This window comes from Halorhabdus sp. SVX81 (assembly GCF_029207715.1).
Taxonomy (GTDB): Archaea; Halobacteriota; Halobacteria; order Halobacteriales; family Haloarculaceae; genus Halorhabdus.
On sequence record NZ_CP104322.1, the window covers coordinates 842,468 to 863,841 of the forward strand.

Below are 21,374 nucleotides of genomic sequence, written 5' to 3' on the forward strand. Positions count from 1 at the left end.
GAGTGAGGACCGCAGCGAGTCGCAGTCGTCGAACGACACGGGGCTTTCTTGCTGTTGAAAGAAGAGCTGACGTCACCACACTAGACGAGTATTGAACTCCATATCGGCGAAAGGCAATTGACGGGGTGGGTCGAACCAGTCCCCATGATCGAGTGTCCGTACTGTGGTGCAGACGCCGAGGACGACGCCCGCTATTGCGATCGGTGTGGCGAACGGCTCAGCTTCGCGGAGTCTTCCCGTGACGGGTTCTTACGGCGGTCGTCGATCCAGTATCTCCAGGGGGTTCGCCACGGGGCACGACCGCTCGACCCCGAGGTGACCTACCACGAAGAACTTCTCACGGACGTTCAGGCCGGCCTCGCGGACTTCTCCCATCTCACCGACGTCGACGAACTGGACCTCCACGAGATCCTGGACATCGACGACGACACGCTTGGCGATCTTACGGACGCTCCCTCTCCCGATACCGATCTGGATACTGACGTCAGACAGGCGCTCGGCGTCGCCGCACTCGTCGCCCTGCTGGAGAACTCCTATGACGGCACGACCCTCGACGAGATCCGTGCTCAGGCTGCCAGCATGGACGAGTAGACGCGGCTGGACAGTGGTATCGATTTGCCGAACTCGGGTCGTTCAGCGACGAGACGCCTTGCTCGCGGATTGAGCTTGGCAAAAAGACGCCCGGAGCGGGACTGAACGGCGACATCGTCGCCGCGAAGGTCGGAAGACGCTCCGCGTCTTCCGGGATTTGAACCCGTTCACAGACGTTCCGGGCGTGCGGCCTCACTTCGTTCGGCGTTCCGGGGCTGCGACTGTTCGTGTTCAAATCCCTCGCGACCGCACAGCAAATTCGGGACGCGGCGCGATGAAACGCGCTGCTCGTCGTTTCGAATTTGCAGAAGCGCCCGGAGCGGGATTGTGAACCGAAGCCAGACGTGCTCACTCCGTTGCGCGCGACTGGCAGGGTTCAAATCCCTTCTGAGGTATTTGCCGAACTCGGGTCGCTCGGCGGCGAGACGCCTCGCTCGTAAATTGAGTTCGGCAAAAATACGCCCGGAGCGGGATTTGAACCCGCGTCACGACCGTGACAGGGTCGTATGATGGGCCACTACACCATCCGGGCCTGCTACACTACTCCGTATCGGGGTGCCATTATTAAGACTTTCCAAACAGATCCGGACTGCGGACGGATGCCGTGGGGCGATCTGTCGTGATCTGCGGTCTCAATTCCGTTTGGCACCGACCAGAACACATTTATCCATGGTTACCCAACACACGGGTACTGGTCGCCCGCACGTCGATAGCTGTTGCCGGGCTTTTTGACAAGCGTTAAATGCCTCCCAGTAGTAGCCGCCTGTAGTATCTCGAACAGCCTTCTCCAGTCGATACAGCCACACCACACATGGTAGATGTAAGCCAACATGAACTCGTCCCGGAGCACACCATCCTCGACGACGGCGAACTCGAGGACGTGCTTGGGGAATACGACATCAAACGGACAGATCTCCCGAAGATCAAGCGCGCGGATCCGGCCCTGCCGTCGGAGGCGGAAGTCGGGGACGTCATCGAGATCGCCCGGGATTCACGAACAACCGACACTGCGGTCGTTTATCGACTCGTCGTGGAATAACATGGACACGGAAAACCGACGCACCATATCACGGGAGTACTTCTCGAGGGATCGACTCGCCGAACACCACTTCCGGTCGTTCAACGCGTTCCTCGACCGGGGCATGCAGGAAGTCGTCGACGAGAAAGCCACCATCGAAACCGACATCGGCGACAAGGAGGGCGAGGAACCGGTCTGGGTCGAGTTGGGCGACGTCCGGATCGTCACCCCGCGAGTCCGGGAGGCCGACGGCAGCGAGGAGCTGCTGTACCCCCAGGAAGCCCGCCTCCGGAACATCACCTACGCCGCGCCCGTCTTCATGGAAATGGCGATCGTCAAGGGCGGCGAGGAAGAGGAAGAGCGGGTAGTCGACCAGACCGAGACCAAGGTCGGCCGGATGCCGATCATGGTCGGCTCACAGAAGTGTAACATCGCCGGCTTCTCCGACGAGGAACTCATCGACATCGGCGAGGATCCCGCCGACCCCGGTGGGTACTTCATCGTCAACGGCTCCGAGCGCGTGTTGATGACCAGTGAGGACCTTGCGCCGAACAAGATCCTCGCCGAATACGACACGAAGTACGGCGACGAGGTGCAGGTCGCCAAAACGTTCTCTCAGCGCCGTGGCTACCGTGCCCTCGTGTTGACCGAGCGGACGCGTGACGGGCTGCTCGAAGTCTCGTTCCCGAGCGTTTCGGGCTCGGTCAACTTCGTCACGCTCGTGCGAGCACTCGGCTTAGAGAGCGACGAGGAGATCGTCCACCAGGTCAGTGACGATCCCGAGATCGTGAAGTTCATGCTCGAAAACCTGGAGGCTGCCGAAGTCCAGACCCAGGAGGAAGCCATCGAGACGCTGGGTCAGCGCGTCGCCTCCGGACAGGGCAAAAACTACCAGCTCAAGCGGGCGAACTACGTTATCGACCGGTACCTCCTGCCACACCTCCACGAGGAGGGCGTCGACGAGGAGGAAGTCCGGATCAACAAGGCCTACTACCTCTGTCGGATGGCCGAGGCGTGTTTCGAACTCGCACTCGACCGCCGGGAGTCAGACGACAAGGACCACTACGCCAACAAGCGTCTGAAAGTCTCCGGGGACCTCATGCGGGACCTCTTCCGGACGGCGCTGAACAAGCTGGCACGCGACGTGAAATACCAGCTCGAACGCGCCAACATGCGCAACCGCCAACTGTCCGTCTCGACGGTCGTCCGGTCGGACGTGCTGACCGAACGGCTCGAACACCCGATTGCGACCGGGAACTGGGTCGGCGGGCGCTCCGGCGTGAGCCAGCTGGTCGATCGGACCGACTTCATGGGTGTGCTTTCCCACCTTCGTCGGCTGCGCTCGCCGCTGAGTCGGTCACAGCCACACTTCGAAGCGCGTGACCTCCACGCCACGCAGTGGGGCCGGATCTGTCCCTCCGAGACGCCGGAGGGGCCCAACTGTGGGCTGGTGAAGAACTTCGCGCAGGCGATGGAACTCTCCCAGCACGTCGAGGACGAACGGGAACTCAAACAGACGCTCGCTGAGATGGGGGTCGAGGGCATCCCCGCCATCGAGACAGCCGCACAACAGCCCGCGGACGATTAACATGAGTCAGGGACGCGACGCCAAAGTCTACGTCAACGGAAGTCTCGTCGGGACCCATCCCGAACCGAACCAGCTCGCCGATCAGGTACGGAGAGCCCGCCGCCGCGGCGAGATCAGCGAGATGGTCAACGTCTCGGTGAAACCGCGCACCGGCGAAGTCATCATCAACGCCGACGCCGGCCGGGCACGTCGCCCGTTGCTGGTCGTCGAGGACGGCGAACCGCTGATCTCCGAGGAGGAGTACGCCGCGATCGAGAACGGCGAACTCACCTTCGAGGAGCTTGTCGAACGCGGGTTCGTCGAGTTCATCGACGCCGAGGAGGAAGAGGACATCCTCGTCGCCGTCGATACGGACGAACTCACCGAGAAACACACCCATCTCGAAGTCGACCCGCAGCTCATCTTCGGGATCGGTGCAGGGATGATCCCCTACCCCGAGCACAACGCCAGCCCGCGGATTACCATGGGTTCGGGGATGATCAAGCAGAGTCTGGGGCTCCCGAGCGCGAACTACCGGGTACGCCCGGACACGCGCCAGCACCTGCTGCATTACCCCCAGCTCTCGATGGTCAAGACCCAGACCACCGAACAGATCGGTTACGACGACCGCCCCGCGGCACAGAACTTCACGGTCGCGGTCATGTCCTACGAGGGGTTCAACATCGAGGACGCCCTCGTCATGAACAAGGGGTCGGTCGAGCGTGCGCTCGCCCGCTCGCACTTCTTCCGGACCTACGAGGGCGAGGAACGCCGCTACCCCGGCGGCCAGGAGGATCGCTTCGAGATCCCGGACGACGAGGTTCGGGGTGCTCGTGGTGAGGACGCCTACACCCACCTCGACGAGGACGGCCTGGTCAACCCCGAGACGAAGGTCGGCGAGAACGCCGTCCTGCTCGGGAAGACTTCGCCGCCCCGGTTCCTCGAAGAACCGGACGACATGGGTGGGCTCTCCCCCCAGAAGCGCCGCGAGACCAGCGTCACGATGCGATCCGGCGAGAGCGGGGTCGTCGACACAGTCACCCTGATGGAGGGTGAGGACGGCTCGAAACTCTCGAAGGTCAAGGTCCGCGACGAGCGGATCCCGGAACTGGGAGACAAGTTCGCCTCACGGCACGGCCAGAAGGGGATCGTCGGTCACATCGCTCCCCAGCAGGACATGCCGTTCACCGAGCAAGGTGTCGTCCCGGACCTCATCATCAATCCCCACGCCTTGCCCTCGCGGATGACCGTCGGCCACATCCTCGAAATGATCGGCGGGAAGGTCGGTGCACTCGAGGGCCGACGCGTCGATGGCACGGCCTTCACGGGCGAGGACGAGGAGGACCTCCGGGACTCTCTGGAGGACCACGGCTTTGACTCCTCGGGCAAGGAGGTCATGTACTCGGGCATCACGGGCGAGAAGATCGAGGCCGAGATCTTCGTCGGGAACATCTTCTATCAGAAGCTCTATCACATGGTCTCGAACAAGATCCACGCCCGCTCGCGTGGGCCGGTCCAGGTGCTGACCCGCCAGCCGACCGAGGGGCGCGCCCGTGAGGGTGGTCTCCGGATCGGGGAGATGGAACGTGACGTCTTCATCGGGCACGGGGCCGCACTCACGCTCAAGGAGCGCTTGCTCGACGAGTCAGACCAGGAGTGGATCCACGTCTGTGGGCAGTGTGGCATGACCGCCGTCGAGAACGTCGATCAACGGCGGGTGTATTGCCCCAACTGCGACGAGGAGACAGACGTCCACGAGGTCGAGATGAGTTACGCCTTCAAACTCCTCTTAGACGAGATGAAGGCCCTGGGTATTGCTCCGCGGATCGAACTGGAGGACGCAGTCTAACATGAGCACAGGACAATCACCCAAGTCGATCGGGCGTCTCAGCTTCGGGCTGATGAACCCCGAGGAGTACCGCGATATGAGTGCCACGAAGGTCATCACGGCCGACACCTACGACGACGACGGCTTCCCCATCGACATGGGGCTGATGGACCCGCGACTCGGCGTGATCGACCCCGGCCTGGAGTGTAAGACCTGTGGCAAACACTCGGGATCGTGTAACGGCCACTTCGGCCATATCGAACTCGCCGCTCCCGTCATCCACGTCGGCTTCTCGAAGCTCATTCGCCGATTGCTGCGCGGAACCTGTCGGGAATGCTCCCGGCTGACGGCCGTCGACGGCTCGAAGTACACTGATGGCGACGGCAACGTCGATCTCGAAGCAGCTTCGGCCGCTGCCGAGGACAAGAAACGCGAATTCAAGGAGGAGCTCCGGCGGGCGCGAGAACTCTCGAACGACCCTTCGGACGTCCTCAAGTCCGCGATCCGGCAGGCCCGCTCGGCCAGCCGGTGTCCCCACTGTGGGGAAAAGCAGTTCGACGTCAAACACGAGAAACCGACGACGTACTACGAGATCATCGAGGTCCCCCACGCCGAACTCGCCGAACGCCTCAGCATGGCGATGGACCCGCCGGAAGGCGAACCCGTCACGCCGGACGAACTCGAAGAGGCGACCGACGGCGCGTTCGACGCCGGTCGGATCCGGGAACTCCTCTCGGACACCTACCGGCCGGACCGCAACGACATCCCCGCGCTCCAGGAGATCGGCAGCGCGCTCCACCGGTTCAACGACCTCGAGGAGCATCTCGGCGACGAACTCGACATCGAGAGTCCGTCGTCGTACCTCTTAGAGGAGGACATGGACAAGCTGATGCCGAGTGACATCCGGGACTGGTTCGAGGAGATCCCGGACGACGACCTCGAGGCGATCGGGGTCAACCCCGAGACCTCGCGGCCGGAGTGGATGATCCTCACCGTTTTGCCGGTGCCGCCGGTGACGGCCCGTCCCTCGATCACGCTGGACAACGGCCAGCGCTCAGAGGACGACCTCACCCACAAGCTGGTGGACATCATCCGGATCAACCAGCGGTTCATGGAGAACCGCGAGGCCGGCGCGCCCCAGCTCATCATCGAGGACCTCTGGGAACTGCTGCAGTACCACGTCACCACCTTCATGGACAACGAGATCAGCGGGACGCCGCCGGCCCGACACCGTTCGGGCCGACCGCTGAAAACCCTCAGCCAGCGCCTGAAGGGCAAGGAGGGGCGCTTCCGTGGGAGCCTCTCCGGGAAACGGGTGAACTTCTCGGCCCGGACTGTCATCTCGCCGGACCCGACCCTTAGCCTGAACGAGGTCGGCGTGCCAGACCGGGTCGCCAGCGAGATGACCCAGACGATGAACGTCAACGAGCGCAACCTCGCGGAGGCGCGCCAGTACGTCTCCAACGGACCGGAGGCCCATCCGGGCGCGAACTACGTCCGACGGCCTGACGGCCGACGATTGAAGGTGACGGAGAAGAACTGCGAGGAGCTCGCCGAGAAGGTCGAGCCGGGCTGGGAAGTGGCTCGCCACCTGCTCGACGGCGACATCGTGATCTTCAACCGCCAGCCGAGTCTCCACCGGATGTCCATCATGGCCCACGAGGTCGTGGTGATGCCCTACAAGACGTTCCGGCTGAACACCGTCGTCTGTCCGCCGTACAACGCCGACTTCGACGGCGACGAGATGAACATGCACGCCCTCCAGAACGAGGAGGCCCGTGCCGAGGCCCGCGTCCTCATGCGCGTCCAGGAACAGATGCTCTCGCCGCGCTTCGGCGAGAACATCATCGGGGCGATCCAGGACCACATCACGTCGGTGTACCTGCTGACCCACCAGAACCCCCACTTCAACGAGACCCAGGCCCTGGACCTCCTGCGGGCGACGAACGTCGACGAACTGCCGAAACCTGATGGAGAGGAAGACGGCCGGGCCTACTGGACGGGTCGGTCGATCTTCTCGGAACTGTTGCCGGACGACCTCGACCTCGAATTTACGAGCGAGGCCGGCGACGACGTCGTCATCGAGGACGGCCAGTTGCTCGAAGGGACGATCGACGACAGCGCAGTCGGGGCCTTCGGCGGCGAGATCGTCGACACGATCGCGAAGGTCTACGACAAGACGCGGGCGCGGATCTTCATCAACGAGGTCTCGACGCTCGCGGTCCGGACGATCATGCACTTCGGGTTCTCGATCGGGATCGACGACGAGTCGATCCCGCCGGCAGCCCAGGAACAGGTCGAGGAGGCAATCGGCAGCGCCTACGACCGCGTCCAGGAACTCATCGAGACCTACGAACAGGGCGATCTCGAATCGCTCCCGGGCCGGACGGTCGACGAGACTCTGGAGATGAAGATCATGCAGACGCTCGGCCAGGCCCGTGACAGCGCGGGTGACATCGCCGAGGACCACTTCGCCGAGGACAACCCGGCAGTGGTGATGGCCGACTCCGGGGCGCGTGGGTCGATGCTGAACCTGACCCAGATGGCCGGGTGTGTCGGCCAGCAGGCAGTCCGCGGCGAGCGGATCAACCGTGGCTACGAGGACCGCACCCTCTCGCACTTCGAAGAGAACGACCTCTCGGCAGAAGCACACGGCTTCGTCGAGCACTCCTATCGTGAGGGCCTCGGCCCGAAGGAGTTCTTCTTCCACGCGATGGGTGGCCGCGAGGGCCTGGTCGACACGGCAGTCCGGACCTCCAAGTCCGGGTACCTCCAGCGTCGGCTGATCAACGCCCTCTCCGAACTGGAAACTCAGTACGACGGCACCGTCCGGGACACAAGCGACACCGTCGTCCAGTTCGAGTTCGGCGAGGACGGCACCTCGCCCGTGGATGTTTCCTCCAACGAGGACTTCGACATCGACGTCGAGGCGATCACCGAGCGGATCGTCGAGGCCGAGTTCGACGATGAAAGCGAGAAGGCGACGTTCCTCGAGCGCGAGGCGAGTCCGACCAACCTCTCGGAACACGCGGACGAGTGGTGGCACGCGGAGGCCGGAGACTGAGGTGGTTACCATGACAGACACGCCAACCGAATACGATCCGATGAACCGCTATGCGGCCGTCGACACGGACATCGCGGCCGTCGTCGAGGACACGGACCTGCCGCGCCGGCTGAAAACTCGCGTCTACGAGGCCATCGAGGACCGCGACGGCGTCACGGTCGAGCAGGCCGACGACATCGCCAAGGCCGTCGAGTCCCGCTATCTCGACACGCGCGTCGATCCGCTCGACCCCGTCGGGACGGTTTCGGCCCAGTCGATCGGGGAACCCGGCACCCAGATGACGATGAACACCTTCCACTACGCGGGTGTCGCCGAGATCGACGTCACCCAGGGGCTACCGCGGCTCATCGAGCTGGTCGACGCCCGCAAGGAGCCCGACACGCCGATGATGACCGTCCATCTGGACGGCGAGTACGCCACCGAACGCGAGCGCGCCCACGAGGTCGTCTGGAAGATCGAGGCGACGCGCATCCTCGCGCTGGGCGACGTCTCGACGAACGTCGCGGACATGCTCGTTCAGGTCGATCTCAACCCCGACACGCTCGAGGAGCGCTGGCCGACGGCCGACAGCGTCGAGAGCGTCGCCGAGGAGATCGCGGCCACGATCGAGTCCCAGCTGGGCGTCGAAACCCAGCGCAAGGAGACGGTCATCCAGTTCGGCCCCGAGGAACCGTCCTACCGGGATCTCCTCCAGCTGGTCGAGGAGTTACGCGAGATCGTCTTCAAAGGGATCGAGGAAGTCTCCCGGGTCGTCATCCGCAAGGAGGAGATGGACGAGGACCACGAGAACGACGAGGAGTTCGTCCTTTACACCGAGGGGTCGGCCTTCGGCGACGTCCTCGGGATCGAGGGGGTCGACGCCTCCCGGACGACGTGTAACAACATCCACGAGATCTACAGCAACCTCGGCGTCGAGGCCGCCCGCGAGTCGATCATCGAGGAGACGATGAACACCCTCGAGGAACAGGGGCTGGACGACGTGAACGTCCGTCACCTGATGCTGGTCGCCGACATCATGACCAACAACGGGGTCATCGAGTCGATCGGTCGCCACGGCATCTCCGGCAGCAAGGACTCCGTGCTCGCGCGAGCGGCCTTCGAGGTCACCGTCTCACACCTGCTGGACGCCGCCATCCACGGCGAGATCGACGCGCTGAACGGCGTCACGGAGAACGTCATCGTCGGCAAGCCGATCAAACTCGGCACCGGCGACGTCAACCTCCGGATGGGCAGTCACACCGGCGGCGGCGCGGCCGACTGACCCGTGACCATCTCGCTGTCGGACGACGAGCGCCGGGCGATCGTCGTCGCCGAGGAGATCGCCGACGTGACTATCCGGGACTGTCTCATCGACGACGAGCACGGCCGGATCGCCTTCGTCGTCAAGGCCGGGGAAGTCGGGAAGGCGATCGGTCGGGACGGCGAGACAGTCGCCCGGATCGAAGACCGTCTCGGCCGCGACGTTACGCTCGTCGAGGACGCGCCCACTCCGGAAGGGTTCGTCGCCAACGCACTCGCGCCGGCCGCGGTCTACGACGTCACGATCGAGGAGCGCGACGAGAAACGCGTCGCTTTCGCCGATGTCGACGAGGCGGACACCGGCGCAGCGATCGGCACAGAGGGGCGGACGATCGAACTCGCCCGCCGACTTGCCGGCCGTCACTTCGAGATCGACGACATCCAGCTTGCGTGACGGGCTGGATTGCATGGTAGGACGTATCTGAAAGCGTTGCCACTACGGTGGTGGTTTGAATCACTTTCGAGACGAATGGCCTACGCCAGCTGTGCGAAGGCCAGATGGCCGTTGATCGATTCGATATAGGCCGAAACGACGTCGCCCTCCTGTGCGCCGGGGACGAAAATAGTGTAGTTGCCCTTCTCGGCGACACCGTCTCCCTTTCGGCCGGTGCCAACGATCTCGACCTCGTAGGTTTTGCCTTCCTCGACCGTGGGGCGGTCTCGCTGTGCGCTGCTTGACGTGGTCCCAGTCTCGACCGGCCGGAAGGCTCCACAGGCCTGGCATCGGAGCATTTCGATACCGTCTTCGGTCGTCAGGACCGTGTCCGGGAGTCCACATTCCGAACACGTGACGAACTCCGTGACGTATCGGTCGATTGCGGCGTCGAAGTCACCGGCGTCGAACGACCCGTTGTATCGGGCGCGGTTCTCGTCGAACTGGCCGCTGGTCCCGAGATCGCGCTGGATCGAGCGATGGAGGTGTTCGGCCTCCCGAGAGAGGGCATCGGCGATGTCCCGGAGGTTCGTGAGGCGAGTGAACGCCCCGTCAGTCTGGGCCTCGGGATCCGGAACGGACAGCCGCTCGTCACCGTCTGCAGGCCGCTCAGGAAGCGAATCGTAGGCGCGATCGAGTGCCTGATCGTAGTTCATACCCACAATACGTTTTCCAGACGTAAGCCAACTCTGTGAGTCGTGATACACCCCAACACGCTCCCGGCTTGTTGTTCGCCGCCGAAGTTGTCAATAGAATTCAGCTCGACAGAACCTGCCGATAGAGGTCGACGAGATCATCACCGATGGTGTCGAGTGTGAAGGCCTCGCTCCGCTCGGCGGCGCGTTGGCCAAGTCGCTCGCGCAGTTCCGGATCCCGCAGCCGGTCGAGCGGGTCGGTGAAATCTTCGGACGCTTTCAGGCAGTCCTCGCCGTCCTCGAGCCACTCGAAGGTGGGGATGTCCCGGACGACCGGCGGGCGGCCACACGCCATCGCCTCCAGTAGCGCCATCCCTTCGTTTTCGTTTTTGGTCGGGAAAAAGAAGATGTCGCCGGCCGCAAACCCGCCGCGGATGTCCTCGACGTAGCCGGTAAAGGTGCAGTTCTCGGGGGCGTTCTCGACGAGCCGCGTCGTCTCGCTGGACCGAAGGAGTCGATCCACGGGCCCGCCGCCGGTCGGGTTCAGATAGCCGAACCACGCGAAGTCGAGATCCGGCATGGCGCGGGCCGTCTCGACGAACGCTTCCAATCCCTTCCGTGGGATGACGTGGCCGACGGTAAAGACGACCGGCGGGTCGAGGTCGTACCGATTCAGGTATTCTTCGCGAAGCGATTCGAAACCGGTCAGTCGGTCGGGGTCGAAGCCGTTCGAGAGGACCGTCGTCGGCGTGTCGGTGTAGGTCTCGATCACGTCCCGGTTGTGCTCGGAGGGACAGATCAGGTGATCTGCCAGTGAGTAGGCGTACTCGAGATAGGGGCGCATCGGTCGGGCAAGCGCGTTCGAGAAGGCGAAACTCTCCCGGAAGTCCTCGGCTGTCTGGTGGGCATGAACCACGACCGGGACATCCGCGCGCTGGGCCCGCTTCGCGTAGTAGATCGATCGCGGCCCCATGTTGTTGAGGTGGAGGATGTCGGCGTCCAGGACGGGTTCGGTCGTGTACTCGACGTCGCGGGCGTCGAGCATCTTCCGCTGGTTTTGGACCGACTGGGCGTGGCCGCCGGTAATGACGTCCGCCCACTCGAAGTAGTGGCTGATCAACACACGTACCGGGTTCTCACGTCCGATCGTCCAGTAGTTTCCGGAATCGATTGACCGTTATCGCTAGCCCCGCCGCATGTCACACGATACCGGGAATCGCGGATCACTTAATCGTGCCCCGTCCCTAGGGACGGTATGAGTGAAGAATCAGGGCGACGGAACCTCCGCATGCCCGATAGCAACGAAGTGTTCGCGGTCGTGACCGAACACCTCGGCGGGAACCACGTCCGGTTGCGGTGTGCGGACGGCGAGACTCGCATGGGTCGGATCCCCGGCCGCATGAAGTACCGCGTCTGGATCGAAGAGGACGACGTCGTCATCGCCGAGCCGTGGGACTGGCAGGACGAGAAGGCGACCATCGAATGGCGCTACGACAACCAGGACGCCGACCAGCTGCGACGCGAAGGCCACATCGAGTGACCCGCTCGTCGGCGTGAGGGCGGGACGACGGTAGGGTTTTCTTCTACTTCTTCACCGGGGCAGCAGCGTCGAGACTCGCGCGTTCTCCTTGAGTCGGAGTCCGGCCCCGCCGACTGTGAGCGGTACGCGCGGCAGTTCCGCAACCTGGAGCGTCGGATGGCTCGCCCCACGTTCGACGATCCCGATCCGTGGCTGGAGCAGTGCCGTGCCCGAGAGGGATTCGTTGTACTCGATCAGGTAGGTTCCCGCGTCGAGATGCCACCACTGGTAGTCGTCGTCCTCGTTGCGCCAAACTCGGGGATGAGGGTCCAGGTCCGCCGGTTGTAGTTCGCCACCGCCGAAGTCGACTCGTCCCGGGGCGTCGACGGTGTAGATTTCCGTCACTGTGAGATCGACGCCCCCGTCCTCATGCACTTGCGTCGGTTCGTGGACGATGCCGTCGACCGCGTCGACGAGGTTGCTCATGTCTGGGGGGTAGTGTCGGTAGAAACAAAAAGCATCGACCGTCGGCGAAGTGCCTTCCCGGGAACCGGAAAGCAATTCACCGAGGCAGAAACGCTATGGCACTCCCTGAAGTATATGTCTCCTACATCATGGACGTCTTACTTCTCGGCGCAAGCGGGCGGATCGGACAACGAATCGCGACGGAACTGCTCGACCGCGGCCACGCCGTCACGGGCGTCTCCCGGAGCGGCGACACGGGAGGAATCGACGACCCGTCGTTCGTCGCCGTCGCGGGCGACGCGACCGATCCCGACGACGTTGCGAAACTCGCGACCGGCCACGACGCCGTCGCGTCCGCGCTCGGTCCCGACGAGGACACGCCACCGGACGTGCTCGTCGACATGATGGACGCCGTCATAGACGGGATGGAACGCGCCTCAGTCGAGCGACTCGTCTGGACGGGTGGCGCTGGTGGGCTGCATGTCGGCCCGGAGACCCGCCTCGTCGAGACCGAGGAGTTCCCCGAGGAATGGGAACCCGTTGCCCGGGCAGCGATCGACGCCTACGACCGACTCGCGGAGACCCAGGATCTCGCGTGGACGTACGTCGCGCCCGCCGCCCTGATCGAACCCGGCGAGCGGACCGGCGAGTACCGCACCGCCGAGGGTGAACTCGTCGCCGACGAGGACGGCGACAGCTACATCTCGATGGCGGACTTCGCGATCGCGTTCGTCGACGAACTCGAATCCGGGGACGCTGTCCACACCTACCTTGGGACCGGGTATTGAGCGGCCGACTGGGACGCAGTACTGGCGAATAGAAAAGTAAGCCAGGGGTGGGATTTGAACCCACGCATTCTCGATTACAAGTCGAGTGCTTGAACCACCCAAGCTCCCCTGGCGCAGTCGGTAGTTATTCCTGCCCCTTTGAGTGCGTATCGCTTTCGATCGACTTCTCGACGGTCACGCGATGTGGTTCGTACCCATGGGATCGGTAGAATTCCCGAGCAGCCTCGTTGTCGGCCAGGACATCGAGCACGACGACAGTTGCGCCTTCCTCACGCAGTGTCGCTTCGGCCACTTCGAGAAGTTGCGTCCCGATGCTCTCACCCCGCCGGTCGGAGACGACGTAGAGGTTCTCGACGAGGCCGCGTGTGACTGTCCGTTCGAGCGTGTCCGACTCGATCGTGAACATCACGAAGCCGACGATACGGTCGTCCGCGCGGGCGACCCGGATGCGGCCGGTTACGACGTGGCGACTGATCGACTCGCGAACTCCGGCTCTGTTCGAGTCTGCGGCGAGGTGGGAACCGTAGGTCCGCTGGCCCTCGGCGAGTTCCACCCAGCGATCTGTGAGCGCGTCGACAGCACTCATCGACGGCGTTTCGATGCGCACATCTCCTACAGTGCCCCCCGTGAAGTATGGATGTTGCGTCTGAACGCCGCGGGGACTTGTCCATCGACGTCTTGGTGGCGATCGGAGGAACTGATTTCGCCTCAAACTGTGTATTTCGACTCCGGAAGCTGGACGTATCGATCACCGCGATACGCCCACCGCTTGCGTCGGTACCGGAGATAGACGCCGATCCCGTTGGTCCCCGCCGCGATCGCCTGTCGCTTGCGTGACCCCCCGCTTTCGAGCATCCGTCGAATCGTCCGGAAGTTCCGGTCCCAGTCCGCCGGCTGCATACCACGAACCAGTTCGGCGAACGTGACGTTCCGGCGCATTTCGGGACCGAGCGCGTCTTTCCAGGCAGCGTTGTACCGACCGAGAGCATCGCTAGCAGCGAGGTCACCGGCGATCTTCCCCGTCCGAATGGCGACGTGATCGCCACCTTCGTGGAACGCGGAGGTGCCGCCCATCGCCCCGCCGACGACCGCGATGTTCGCTCCGGTCGGCGACTCTACCGGCCGTGTCGAGGAGATCGGGTAGGCTTCGGTGCCGGATTGTTTGCCACGGTCTTCGACGATCGGGAAGTCCTCGAGGTCGTAGTCGGGGAACTCCGTTTCGAGGAGTCGACGGATGTAGACGCGTCCCGGCGGAATGCTCTCGTCGTCCGGGTCGAGCAACGCGTAGGACTCCCGGTCGGCAACGTCGTCGATGTCCATCCCGATGGGCATCGTCAGGCCGATCCTGGCGACGTTGTCGTCGTTCGGGAAGATCCAGGGATAGGCCGTGTGGCCGGGCATGACGCCCCACCAGAACTCGATGTGGTCCGGGGTGAACAACTCCTCGGGCATGCGTCGGTGTTCCTGATAGGCGATGTGATTTGCTCGATCCGGAGAGAGATACTTCCCCGCGTGTTCGTCGTCCGGGAGGAACTGATCCAGAGCGTCGAGGGTCACGGTCCGCTGGGGACCGTCCGCGAGCACCAGCGCATCGGCCTCGATCGCATCGCCGCCGGCCAGCGACAGCGTGTGCGTCGGCGCGGATCCCGAGAGATCGGTTTCGACATCGGTCACACTGGTCCCGACGCGATAGTCGGCTCCCGCATCCTCGGCTCGTTGTCGAAGCCAGTCATCGAACCGGGCTCGGTGCACTGTAAACCCAAAGCTGTCGTAGGATCCATCAAGCCCGGTCTCAGTGATTGTCAACGATTCAGTGGGTCCATGGAAGGTTGCCCCGTCGAGCTCGCTGAGGATGACGTCCTCGGGGATCTCCGAGGGGTCTTCGTCCATGATGTCGACCCAGTAGTCGAGAATACCTGCGGCGTCTGTCGAGTCAGGTCCAAGCCCGTCTCTGTCAGCCCGTGGGACGCCCTTCTCGAAGAGCGTGACGTCGGCCCCAGCCGCTGCCGCCTGTCGAGCCGCTGCTGCACCGCCCGGGCCACCGCCCACGACTGCCACGTCTGTCCGCTCCATACCGCAACCGTGATCCGGTGCCTCTTAAAGGTCTTGTCCTGGGTTCGCCGTGGCCGCTCTCTCATTGCTCGACCGGTGGCGCGACCTCGAGTGGGCGGTCACCGCTGAGGACCGGCGGCAGACAGTCCGCCGCCATCGAGGCCAGCTGTGCCCGCGACGTGTCCCGTCTGACAGTCGCCCACTGGTCGTCTATCCGTCGGGTGAGTTCCGCGAACGCGTCGCTGTCGGCTGGCCGGCAGCCAAGCGACGATTCCAGGCGAGCGCGTCGTGTGACCGATCCGAACAGCGTCCGGACCGCTGGGGGAACCTGCTGTCGAGCGGCCAACCGATCGACGACGGCCCGGAGCTCGGCCGCCTCGACCGGTTTCGTGACGTACTCGTCGATCGGCAGTGTCGCGATGGATGGATCGGGTTCCCGGCCGGTCACCATGGCGATCAACCCCTGAAACCCGTCGGCGTTGAGTCGCCGAGCGACACCGTCACCGTCCATCCCCGGGAGGTCCCGATCCAGCAGGACGACGTCGACGGTCTCGACAGCCGCTTCGAGTGCGGACTCGCCGTCGGCGACCGCGGTGACGTCGTAGTCTTCGGCAAGCCAGAGGCGGTGGAGACACCGCAAATCCGGATCGTCCTCGACGACCAGAACCGACACTGGGGCATCCATTTCACGCTTCTCTCTCGTGGGTACGATTGTATATACTGCCGTTCGTTCGGACCGTTCATGACTGTTTAATCCCCCGATAGCGCGCGCTTGGCCGTATCTTCCGGGAATGTGCACGGAACTGCTCACACACCCGATCAGCGTTGCCGGCCACGACTCTTTTGGGCGCTGGGACCCTGTGATGGAGCATGGCTGACGCTGGCACTGGCAGTCAACGGAGGGGACAGCGTGCGCAGTGAGGATCCCGACGTTTTCGTGTTACGTGAGAAACCCCACGGGATTCCGGGCGTCGCATACGCCGAGGCGCTTCGCCAGCGCCTCTCCGACGACGTCACTGTTCGAGCGGCCCGGACGCCGGCCGAGGAGCGGGCGGCCGTCACCGACGCGCCAGTCGTCTCGGGTGGGCACTTTCGCGAGGCGCTACTCGACCGGGCCGAGGCGCTGGAACTATTCGCCTGTATGTACGCCGGCTACGAGCATTTGCCCCTGGAGACGCTTGCCGAGCGGGACATTGCCGTCACCAACGCCGCCGGTGTTCACGGTCCGAACATCGCCGAGCACGTCGTCGGCGCGTTCCTTCACTTCGCCAGGAATTTCACACGCGCCCGTCGCCAACAGCAACGCCACGAGTGGCGGCATTTCCAGTCCTCGGAGCTCTCCGGGAGTCGGGTCGCCATCGTCGGGATGGGCGCGATCGGACGAACCATCGTCGAACGACTGTCCGGTTTCGACGTGACGACGGTTGGCGTGCGCTACAGTCCGGAAAAAGGGGGGCCGACCGATGAGGTCTACGGACTCGACGAGATCCACGAGGCCCTCGTCGACGCTGAGTACGTCGCTGTCGCCAGTCCGCTGACCGAGGAGACGCGCGGACTCATCGGCCGTGACGAACTCCAGACCCTGCCGCCCTCGGCGGTACTCGTCAACGTCGCCCGGGGACCGATCGTGGACACGGACGCACTCCTCGCCGCACTCCGTCAGAACCACCTCCGGGGCGCAGCCCTGGACGTGACTGACCCCGAACCACTGCCGAACGACCACCCGCTGTGGGACTTCGAGAACGTGCTCATCACGCCCCACGTCTCCGGTCATACGCCCGAATACTACGAGCGGCTGGCCGACATCGTCGCGCCGAACGTCGAGACAATCCTCGCTGGCGGCGATCACGACGACCTCGAAAACAGGGTCGCCTGAGGGGCGTCGTCATTCGGCTAGGGTCGCTCTCTACGCAACTCGGTGCGTCGGCCGTCCACGTAGTGATCACGGACGGCCAATGCGCCGAAGACGACGAGGACGGCGAGTCCGAACCAGGCCAGGACAGCGTCGACGTCGGCCCCAGCGATCTGCCCGTTCGGGCCGAACCGGTTGAGCAGACCAAGCCCGAGGAGCACGAGGAGTGCACCCAGGAACCGCACCCGTCCCGTGATCCGGACGGACTGTTCCTCGCGAAACCACAGATACAGGCTCGTCCCGCCGTAAATCGCGCCGAAATACGCGAGGACGACGGCACCCAACACGACGGGATCGTCCAGATCGGTGAACAGCGAGACCGCGACCAACCCGGCGGTTGCAATCGCCCCGATGACAAACCGGACGCGTTGACGATCGGCCATAGTCCACCTGCGGGCGGTGTCTACGAAGGCGTTGTGGTCCGGTGTCGCCGTCCGAGCCATCTCGCGTGTCAGGTGGGCCGACTGCTTCGGTAGCCGTCCTGTGCTTCCAGGAGCCAGTAGCCGAGGAGGACGACGACACCCAGGCCGGCCATCACTGCATCAGTCGGAACGCCTTGGACAGTCCAGTCAGGCCCCAGCGCACCGACGACCCCGAGGACGAGCCACGCGGCGAGTGCCCACAGGAATCGCCAGCGTGAGGGTATCGGCACGGTACCAGCCTCGCCACGCCAGGCAAAATATGCGTGGGCACCCCCGAAGATCAATGCGTGGTAGCACAGATACACGAAGACGAGCAGCGAACCGTCGAGTGCCGGGAACAGCCATCCTGAGACGACGAGTAGCGACAACGCCGCCAGGACAGAACCGAGGTGAACGAGCGTTTCACGGGAGACCATGCCCAGCATGTGCGGGGACGGGTGAAGTGTCTTCCCCCGTGGATTTCCGTTCCCGTCGTCCGCTGTCTCAGACGTAGCCTTTCTCGACGAGCAACTCGCCGTTGAGGATGCTCGCGCCGGCCGCGCCGCGGAGGGTGTTGTGCGCGAGGGTATTGAACTGGATTCCGGTCTCGGTTTCCTGGATCCCGCCGACGCTGATCTGCATCCCGTCCTCGCGGTTGCGGTCGAGTCGGGGCTGGGGTCGGTCGGGTTCGTCAAAGACCTTGATCAGCGGATCGGGCGAACTGTGGAGGTCCGCGGAGGGGTACGCCGCCATCGCTTCGGCGGCTTCTTCGACGCTGACATCCTCGTCCAGGTCCGCCCAGACGTTCTCCAGATGGCCGTCGAGGGTCGGGATCCGGTTGCACGAAGCAGCGACGTCAGCATCCAACCACTCCACCTCGCTGCCGTCGAACTCGCCGAGGAGCTTCCGTGATTCGGTTTCCATCTTCGTTTCCTCGCCGCCGATGTGCGGGATGGCGTTGTCGATGATCTCCATCGAGGTGACCCCCGAGTAACCGGCCCCGGAGACGGCCTGCAGCGTCGAGACGTCGACGCGCTCGACGCCGAAGGCCTCGTTCAGAGCGGCCAGCGGCGGGACCATCGTGATCGTCGAGCAGTTGGGGTTCTTCAGGAGCGCGCCGTCCCAGCCGCGCTGCTCGCGCTGGACGTCGAGGAGTCCGACGTGCTCGGGATTGACCTCGGGGATGGTGAGTGGGACGTCCGGGTCCGTCCGGAAGTTCGAGGAGTTCGAGGAGACGACGTAGCCCGCCTCGGCGAAGTCGGGTTCGACGGCCTCGCCCACTGCGGAGGGTAACGACGAGAACAGCAGATCGATGTCGTCGGGAACGGCCGCGGGCTCGGTCGCCCGGACGGTCATCTCGCCGATGTGATCGGGGATCGGTGTGTCGATGCGCCATTTGGCAGCCTCGCGATACGACGTGCCGGCACTGTTTTCACTCGCGGTCAGTGCGGCGATCTCGAAGTCCGGATGCGGGTCGAGTAGCTGGACGAGTCGCTGACCCACAGCCCCTGTCGCACCCAGAATTCCGACGGTTACTGGCATGACTGGAGGATTGGGCGAGGACGAGTCAAAACTGTTTGGATCGCCGGTGGGCCGGTTGCCACCGGCCAGCCACATCCATCGGCCCGAACATAAATCTATTTGCACGTTCCCGTGATTGGTCTCCGTATGACTGATCGTCCCCTCCAACGATCACGCGTGCTTTCGGCCCGCTCCTCGCTCATCGAATACGGTGGTGTGGCAGTCCTGCTGGCTGCCGTCGTCGTTGTGGGCACGGTGTTGCGAAGAGTACTCAACCAGCTTATGCATGTCCCCCCGACCAACGATCCCATCATCGGTCCAGGAGGCGCGTTCACCGGACACATCCTCCTGGCGGTCGTCTACACCGTTCTCGTCATGCTCGTGGTCGGTGTCAGCTACGTGCTGATCCGTGACTGGACTGATCGGCCCGACCGGATCGCCGGCTCCGATCTGGTCACGATCGCCGGGACGATCGGCGCGGCCGCATTCGTCATCGCGTACCTCGCGATCGACCCGATACAGCAGTTGGTCACACCGATCGCCGTCGATCTTGCCGGCCCCGCTACAATGGGCGGCCTCGCGGTCGGATATATACAGTATCGCGACGTGACCGTCCAAAGGGCGCTTCCGAGCTCTGACGCACTGCCGACCGTCCTTGGCGTCGTCCTTGTCGCGGTCATCGCAGGGGGTGGCGTCCTGTTCGGTGTGGGGACTGGCCGAGACATGGGGTTCGCGTGGTTTTTCGAGCCACGGATCGGCCCGATCGAGATACTTCGAAGCGTCGTCGTCACCGGTGTGCTCGGCGGTGTAGGGTACGCACTCCTCTATAACGCTGCGATCCAGGGGCGATTGGCTGGGGTAACGGGACCTGCTCAGGCTGTGGCGGCGGTGACAGTACTCTTGCCCGTCCGCGCCTGGGCCAGGGCCAAAATCTCCTCGCTCACTGTCCCGGGACAGCGGGCGATGTCGTCGGTGTCGTTCGCTCAATCGCTCGGCAGAGCGATCGCAGCGGTGGTCGTCGGTGTCATGGCCGCGTGGCTGTTCGCACGCGGTGTGGGGATCGTCCAGTCGCGGGTGGAGAGGGTGACTCCGTTGCAGTCGGGAATCGCCGCTGTCGCAGTGGTCTCGATCGCGGCTGTAATCACAACTCTCGTTCGGGGCTATCCGGCTGTCGGCGCTTTACCGATAGTCACCCTCGCGGCTGTCCCGGCTGCCGCGGCGATCGGCTACGAACGAACGCGATCCGCGTGGACGCCCACACTCGTGTTCGGTGTGTATCTTCTTCTCGTCGATTCACGGCTTGGTCAGTACATTGTCACCGCAATTCTCTGACTAGCTTTTCTGGAACGTGATGAGTCGTGGCGAGGTCAGCGACCCGCCGCTGAAGTAGCCGGTCAGTAGTTGTCACACCTTTGTACGCCCTCACCACCCTGACAGGCGTGGGCTTGTGCGCGGTACCACTGTGGCTGCGTCGCGACCCATCGAACGCAACGGTCGTACGTACAGACGGGTCCCCCGACGCTTTACTGGTCTTTCAAATGCTAGCCTGGTCAACTGGTGGCCGTCGGCACGATCGCAACCAATTTTTACCACCGCGTCGATACCCTGGGCATGGATCGCAATCGGTTGCGAACAGTTCTCGGCGCGGCAGCCGTCCTGGGGTTCGCGATGCTTCTGGGGCTGTTAGCACTCCCCGGGTCCCCGTTTCTCGATGCGAACGCCACTCCGTCACCTGGTCCATACCCACCGGAGCAAGCAGCCAATGGCACGCCACCAACAGCGGTCTACGAGGCAAGTACCGATGTGCTGAATACGACCGTATATCCCCATCCGTCCGTGTCCCCAAAGTACATCTTCGCCGTCGAAGATCCAGTCCCCTATAGCGGTGAGGTCGAATTCGGGCTGCTTGCCGTCGGCAATGGCACTGTCGACTGGGTGCACAATGTGAGCTTGACAGTCGGCGAAGCGCTCCAGTCTGCGGAGTCGGATGACCTGGACGCCGGTGTGGGTCTCCCCGGCGACACGTTCAACAGCGCACCACCAAACGCGACGCTGTACGTCATTGAGAGAACCGGCACCGAACCGTGGGAAGTCGTCCCAAATGGGACGATTCGGAGTCTCCCCTAACCCCGGGGTCGTCGACCGGCCGCCATCCGCGCCCCTGTATTGCTGACTGGATCACACGATCATCCGCTGTCTCTTCCTCGGAAGTGACGTCGAACTCCCACGACGGGACGGATCCACAACAGTGATGAATCTGTCCAAGACTCTCGAATAGGCC

General features: G+C 63.8%; 21 protein-coding genes and 2 tRNA genes. 12 read left to right on the plus strand and 11 right to left on the minus strand.

Going from position 1 to position 21,374, the window contains the following annotated elements; genetic code table 11:
* The first annotated feature begins 144 nt into the window (after window positions 1-144).
* Window positions 145-591 carry a zinc ribbon domain-containing protein gene (locus tag SVXhr_RS04105; RefSeq protein WP_275739703.1) on the plus strand — a complete coding sequence of 149 codons (447 nt, stop codon included), beginning with the start codon at window positions 145-147 and terminating at the stop codon, window positions 589-591.
* Between the two features lie 459 nt (window positions 592-1,050).
* Here the strand turns inward: SVXhr_RS04105 and SVXhr_RS04110 are convergent.
* A tRNA-Asp gene (locus SVXhr_RS04110) sits at window positions 1,051-1,123 on the minus strand.
* 279 nt (window positions 1,124-1,402) lie between these two features.
* Between SVXhr_RS04110 and SVXhr_RS04115 the strand changes: the two genes are divergently transcribed.
* The 6 genes from SVXhr_RS04115 to SVXhr_RS04140 are packed head-to-tail and all read left to right on the plus strand — an operon-like array spanning window position 1,403 to window position 9,761.
* Window positions 1,403-1,630 carry a DNA-directed RNA polymerase subunit H gene (locus SVXhr_RS04115; RefSeq protein WP_275739705.1) on the plus strand — a complete coding sequence of 76 codons (228 nt, stop codon included), beginning with the start codon at window positions 1,403-1,405 and terminating at the stop codon, window positions 1,628-1,630.
* 1 nt (window position 1,631) lies between these two features.
* Window positions 1,632-3,197: a DNA-directed RNA polymerase subunit B'' gene (locus SVXhr_RS04120; protein ID WP_275739707.1), complete on the plus strand. Its 1,566-nt coding sequence runs from the start codon at window positions 1,632-1,634 to the stop codon at window positions 3,195-3,197.
* 1 nt (window position 3,198) lies between these two features.
* Window positions 3,199-5,025: a DNA-directed RNA polymerase subunit B gene (gene rpoB / locus SVXhr_RS04125; protein WP_275739709.1), complete on the plus strand. Its 1,827-nt coding sequence runs from the start codon at window positions 3,199-3,201 to the stop codon at window positions 5,023-5,025.
* Between the two features lies 1 nt (window position 5,026).
* Window positions 5,027-8,068, plus strand: coding sequence for a DNA-directed RNA polymerase subunit A' (locus SVXhr_RS04130; RefSeq protein ID WP_275739711.1), 3,042 nt, complete (start codon window positions 5,027-5,029; stop codon window positions 8,066-8,068).
* A gap of 10 nt (window positions 8,069-8,078) precedes the next feature.
* Window positions 8,079-9,329, plus strand: a complete 1,251-nt coding sequence (gene rpoA2, locus SVXhr_RS04135; protein ID WP_345799500.1) for a DNA-directed RNA polymerase subunit A'' — start codon at window positions 8,079-8,081, stop codon at window positions 9,327-9,329.
* A gap of 3 nt (window positions 9,330-9,332) precedes the next feature.
* Window positions 9,333-9,761 carry a NusA-like transcription termination signal-binding factor gene (locus tag SVXhr_RS04140; RefSeq protein WP_275739712.1) on the plus strand — a complete coding sequence of 143 codons (429 nt, stop codon included), beginning with the start codon at window positions 9,333-9,335 and terminating at the stop codon, window positions 9,759-9,761.
* 80 nt (window positions 9,762-9,841) lie between these two features.
* Here the strand turns inward: SVXhr_RS04140 and SVXhr_RS04145 are convergent, their stop codons facing one another.
* Window positions 9,842-10,456, minus strand: a complete 615-nt coding sequence (locus SVXhr_RS04145; protein ID WP_275739714.1) for a translation initiation factor IF-2 subunit beta — start codon at window positions 10,454-10,456, stop codon at window positions 9,842-9,844.
* 100 nt (window positions 10,457-10,556) lie between these two features.
* Window positions 10,557-11,558 (minus strand): glycosyltransferase family 4 protein, encoded by a 1,002-nt coding sequence (locus SVXhr_RS04150; protein ID WP_275739716.1) that lies wholly within the window; start codon window positions 11,556-11,558, stop codon window positions 10,557-10,559.
* Window positions 11,559-11,690: 132 nt separating this feature from the next.
* Here SVXhr_RS04150 and eif1A point away from each other — a divergent pair, with 132 nt between their 5' ends.
* Complete coding sequence (gene eif1A / locus SVXhr_RS04155; protein ID WP_275739718.1) at window positions 11,691-11,975, plus strand: translation initiation factor eIF-1A; 285 nt, start codon at window positions 11,691-11,693, stop codon at window positions 11,973-11,975.
* 51 nt (window positions 11,976-12,026) lie between these two features.
* Here eif1A and SVXhr_RS04160 read toward each other — a convergent pair whose 3' ends face one another.
* The gene (locus SVXhr_RS04160) at window positions 12,027-12,440 is read right to left on the minus strand and encodes a dCTP deaminase (protein WP_275739720.1); all 414 of its coding nucleotides are present in this window, start codon (window positions 12,438-12,440) and stop codon (window positions 12,027-12,029) included.
* 128 nt (window positions 12,441-12,568) lie between these two features.
* On the opposite strand from SVXhr_RS04160, the gene SVXhr_RS04165 reads away from it, so the two are divergent.
* Window positions 12,569-13,207, plus strand: a complete 639-nt coding sequence (locus tag SVXhr_RS04165; protein ID WP_345799507.1) for an NAD(P)H-binding protein — start codon at window positions 12,569-12,571, stop codon at window positions 13,205-13,207.
* Window positions 13,208-13,246: 39 nt separating this feature from the next.
* Here SVXhr_RS04165 and SVXhr_RS04170 read toward each other — a convergent pair.
* From SVXhr_RS04170 to SVXhr_RS04185, 4 genes are all read right to left on the minus strand, one after another.
* Window positions 13,247-13,320: transfer RNA gene (locus SVXhr_RS04170), tRNA-Thr, on the minus strand.
* A gap of 11 nt (window positions 13,321-13,331) precedes the next feature.
* The gene (locus SVXhr_RS04175; RefSeq protein ID WP_345799501.1) at window positions 13,332-13,814 is read right to left on the minus strand and encodes a GNAT family N-acetyltransferase; all 483 of its coding nucleotides are present in this window, start codon (window positions 13,812-13,814) and stop codon (window positions 13,332-13,334) included.
* Between the two features lie 101 nt (window positions 13,815-13,915).
* Window positions 13,916-15,280, minus strand: a complete 1,365-nt coding sequence (locus SVXhr_RS04180) for an NAD(P)/FAD-dependent oxidoreductase (protein ID WP_275739724.1) — start codon at window positions 15,278-15,280, stop codon at window positions 13,916-13,918.
* A 61-nt stretch (window positions 15,281-15,341) separates the two neighbouring features.
* The gene (locus SVXhr_RS04185) at window positions 15,342-15,944 is read right to left on the minus strand and encodes a response regulator (RefSeq protein WP_275739726.1); all 603 of its coding nucleotides are present in this window, start codon (window positions 15,942-15,944) and stop codon (window positions 15,342-15,344) included.
* Window positions 15,945-16,169: 225 nt separating this feature from the next.
* Between SVXhr_RS04185 and SVXhr_RS04190 the strand changes: the two genes are divergently transcribed.
* Window positions 16,170-17,135, plus strand: coding sequence for a D-2-hydroxyacid dehydrogenase (locus SVXhr_RS04190; RefSeq protein WP_275739727.1), 966 nt, complete (start codon window positions 16,170-16,172; stop codon window positions 17,133-17,135).
* A 17-nt stretch (window positions 17,136-17,152) separates the two neighbouring features.
* Here SVXhr_RS04190 and SVXhr_RS04195 read toward each other — a convergent pair whose 3' ends face one another.
* The 3 genes from SVXhr_RS04195 to asd all read right to left on the minus strand — a co-directional run bounded on the left by SVXhr_RS04195 (window position 17,153) and on the right by asd (window position 19,114).
* Window positions 17,153-17,554, minus strand: coding sequence for a hypothetical protein (locus SVXhr_RS04195; protein WP_275739730.1), 402 nt, complete (start codon window positions 17,552-17,554; stop codon window positions 17,153-17,155).
* A 68-nt stretch (window positions 17,555-17,622) separates the two neighbouring features.
* Entirely contained in the window at window positions 17,623-18,009 is a 387-nt protein-coding gene (locus SVXhr_RS04200; RefSeq protein WP_275739732.1) for a hypothetical protein, read from the minus strand.
* 67 nt (window positions 18,010-18,076) lie between these two features.
* Window positions 18,077-19,114: an aspartate-semialdehyde dehydrogenase gene (gene asd / locus SVXhr_RS04205; RefSeq protein WP_275739734.1), complete on the minus strand. Its 1,038-nt coding sequence runs from the start codon at window positions 19,112-19,114 to the stop codon at window positions 18,077-18,079.
* A 126-nt stretch (window positions 19,115-19,240) separates the two neighbouring features.
* On the opposite strand from asd, the gene SVXhr_RS04210 reads away from it, so the two are divergent.
* Window positions 19,241-20,425, plus strand: coding sequence for a hypothetical protein (locus SVXhr_RS04210; RefSeq protein WP_275739736.1), 1,185 nt, complete (start codon window positions 19,241-19,243; stop codon window positions 20,423-20,425).
* A 279-nt stretch (window positions 20,426-20,704) separates the two neighbouring features.
* Complete coding sequence (locus SVXhr_RS04215) at window positions 20,705-21,220, plus strand: hypothetical protein (protein ID WP_275739737.1); 516 nt, start codon at window positions 20,705-20,707, stop codon at window positions 21,218-21,220.
* Window positions 21,221-21,374 lie beyond the last annotated feature (154 nt).

Bases quoted from the DNA above. Each gene is read 5' to 3' on its own strand.
- SVXhr_RS04145 (WP_275739714.1), bottom strand. From the start codon at position 10,456: ATGAACTACGATCAGGCACTCGATCGCGCCTACGATTCGCTTCCTGAG.
- SVXhr_RS04120 (WP_275739707.1), top strand. From the start codon at position 1,632: ATGGACACGGAAAACCGACGCACCATATCACGGGAGTACTTCTCGAGG.
- SVXhr_RS04115 (WP_275739705.1), top strand. From the start codon at position 1,403: ATGGTAGATGTAAGCCAACATGAACTCGTCCCGGAGCACACCATCCTC.
- rpoB (WP_275739709.1), top strand. From the start codon at position 3,199: ATGAGTCAGGGACGCGACGCCAAAGTCTACGTCAACGGAAGTCTCGTC.
- asd (WP_275739734.1), bottom strand. From the start codon at position 19,114: ATGCCAGTAACCGTCGGAATTCTGGGTGCGACAGGGGCTGTGGGTCAG.
- SVXhr_RS04160 (WP_275739720.1), bottom strand. From the start codon at position 12,440: ATGAGCAACCTCGTCGACGCGGTCGACGGCATCGTCCACGAACCGACG.
- SVXhr_RS04105 (WP_275739703.1), top strand. From the start codon at position 145: ATGATCGAGTGTCCGTACTGTGGTGCAGACGCCGAGGACGACGCCCGC.
- eif1A (WP_275739718.1), top strand. From the start codon at position 11,691: ATGAGTGAAGAATCAGGGCGACGGAACCTCCGCATGCCCGATAGCAAC.
- rpoA2 (WP_345799500.1), top strand. From the start codon at position 8,079: ATGACAGACACGCCAACCGAATACGATCCGATGAACCGCTATGCGGCC.
- SVXhr_RS04130 (WP_275739711.1), top strand. From the start codon at position 5,027: ATGAGCACAGGACAATCACCCAAGTCGATCGGGCGTCTCAGCTTCGGG.
- SVXhr_RS04195 (WP_275739730.1), bottom strand. From the start codon at position 17,554: ATGGCCGATCGTCAACGCGTCCGGTTTGTCATCGGGGCGATTGCAACC.
- SVXhr_RS04165 (WP_345799507.1), top strand. From the start codon at position 12,569: ATGGACGTCTTACTTCTCGGCGCAAGCGGGCGGATCGGACAACGAATC.
- SVXhr_RS04180 (WP_275739724.1), bottom strand. From the start codon at position 15,280: ATGGAGCGGACAGACGTGGCAGTCGTGGGCGGTGGCCCGGGCGGTGCA.
- SVXhr_RS04200 (WP_275739732.1), bottom strand. From the start codon at position 18,009: ATGGTCTCCCGTGAAACGCTCGTTCACCTCGGTTCTGTCCTGGCGGCG.
- SVXhr_RS04185 (WP_275739726.1), bottom strand. From the start codon at position 15,944: ATGGATGCCCCAGTGTCGGTTCTGGTCGTCGAGGACGATCCGGATTTG.
- SVXhr_RS04215 (WP_275739737.1), top strand. From the start codon at position 20,705: ATGGATCGCAATCGGTTGCGAACAGTTCTCGGCGCGGCAGCCGTCCTG.
- SVXhr_RS04210 (WP_275739736.1), top strand. From the start codon at position 19,241: ATGACTGATCGTCCCCTCCAACGATCACGCGTGCTTTCGGCCCGCTCC.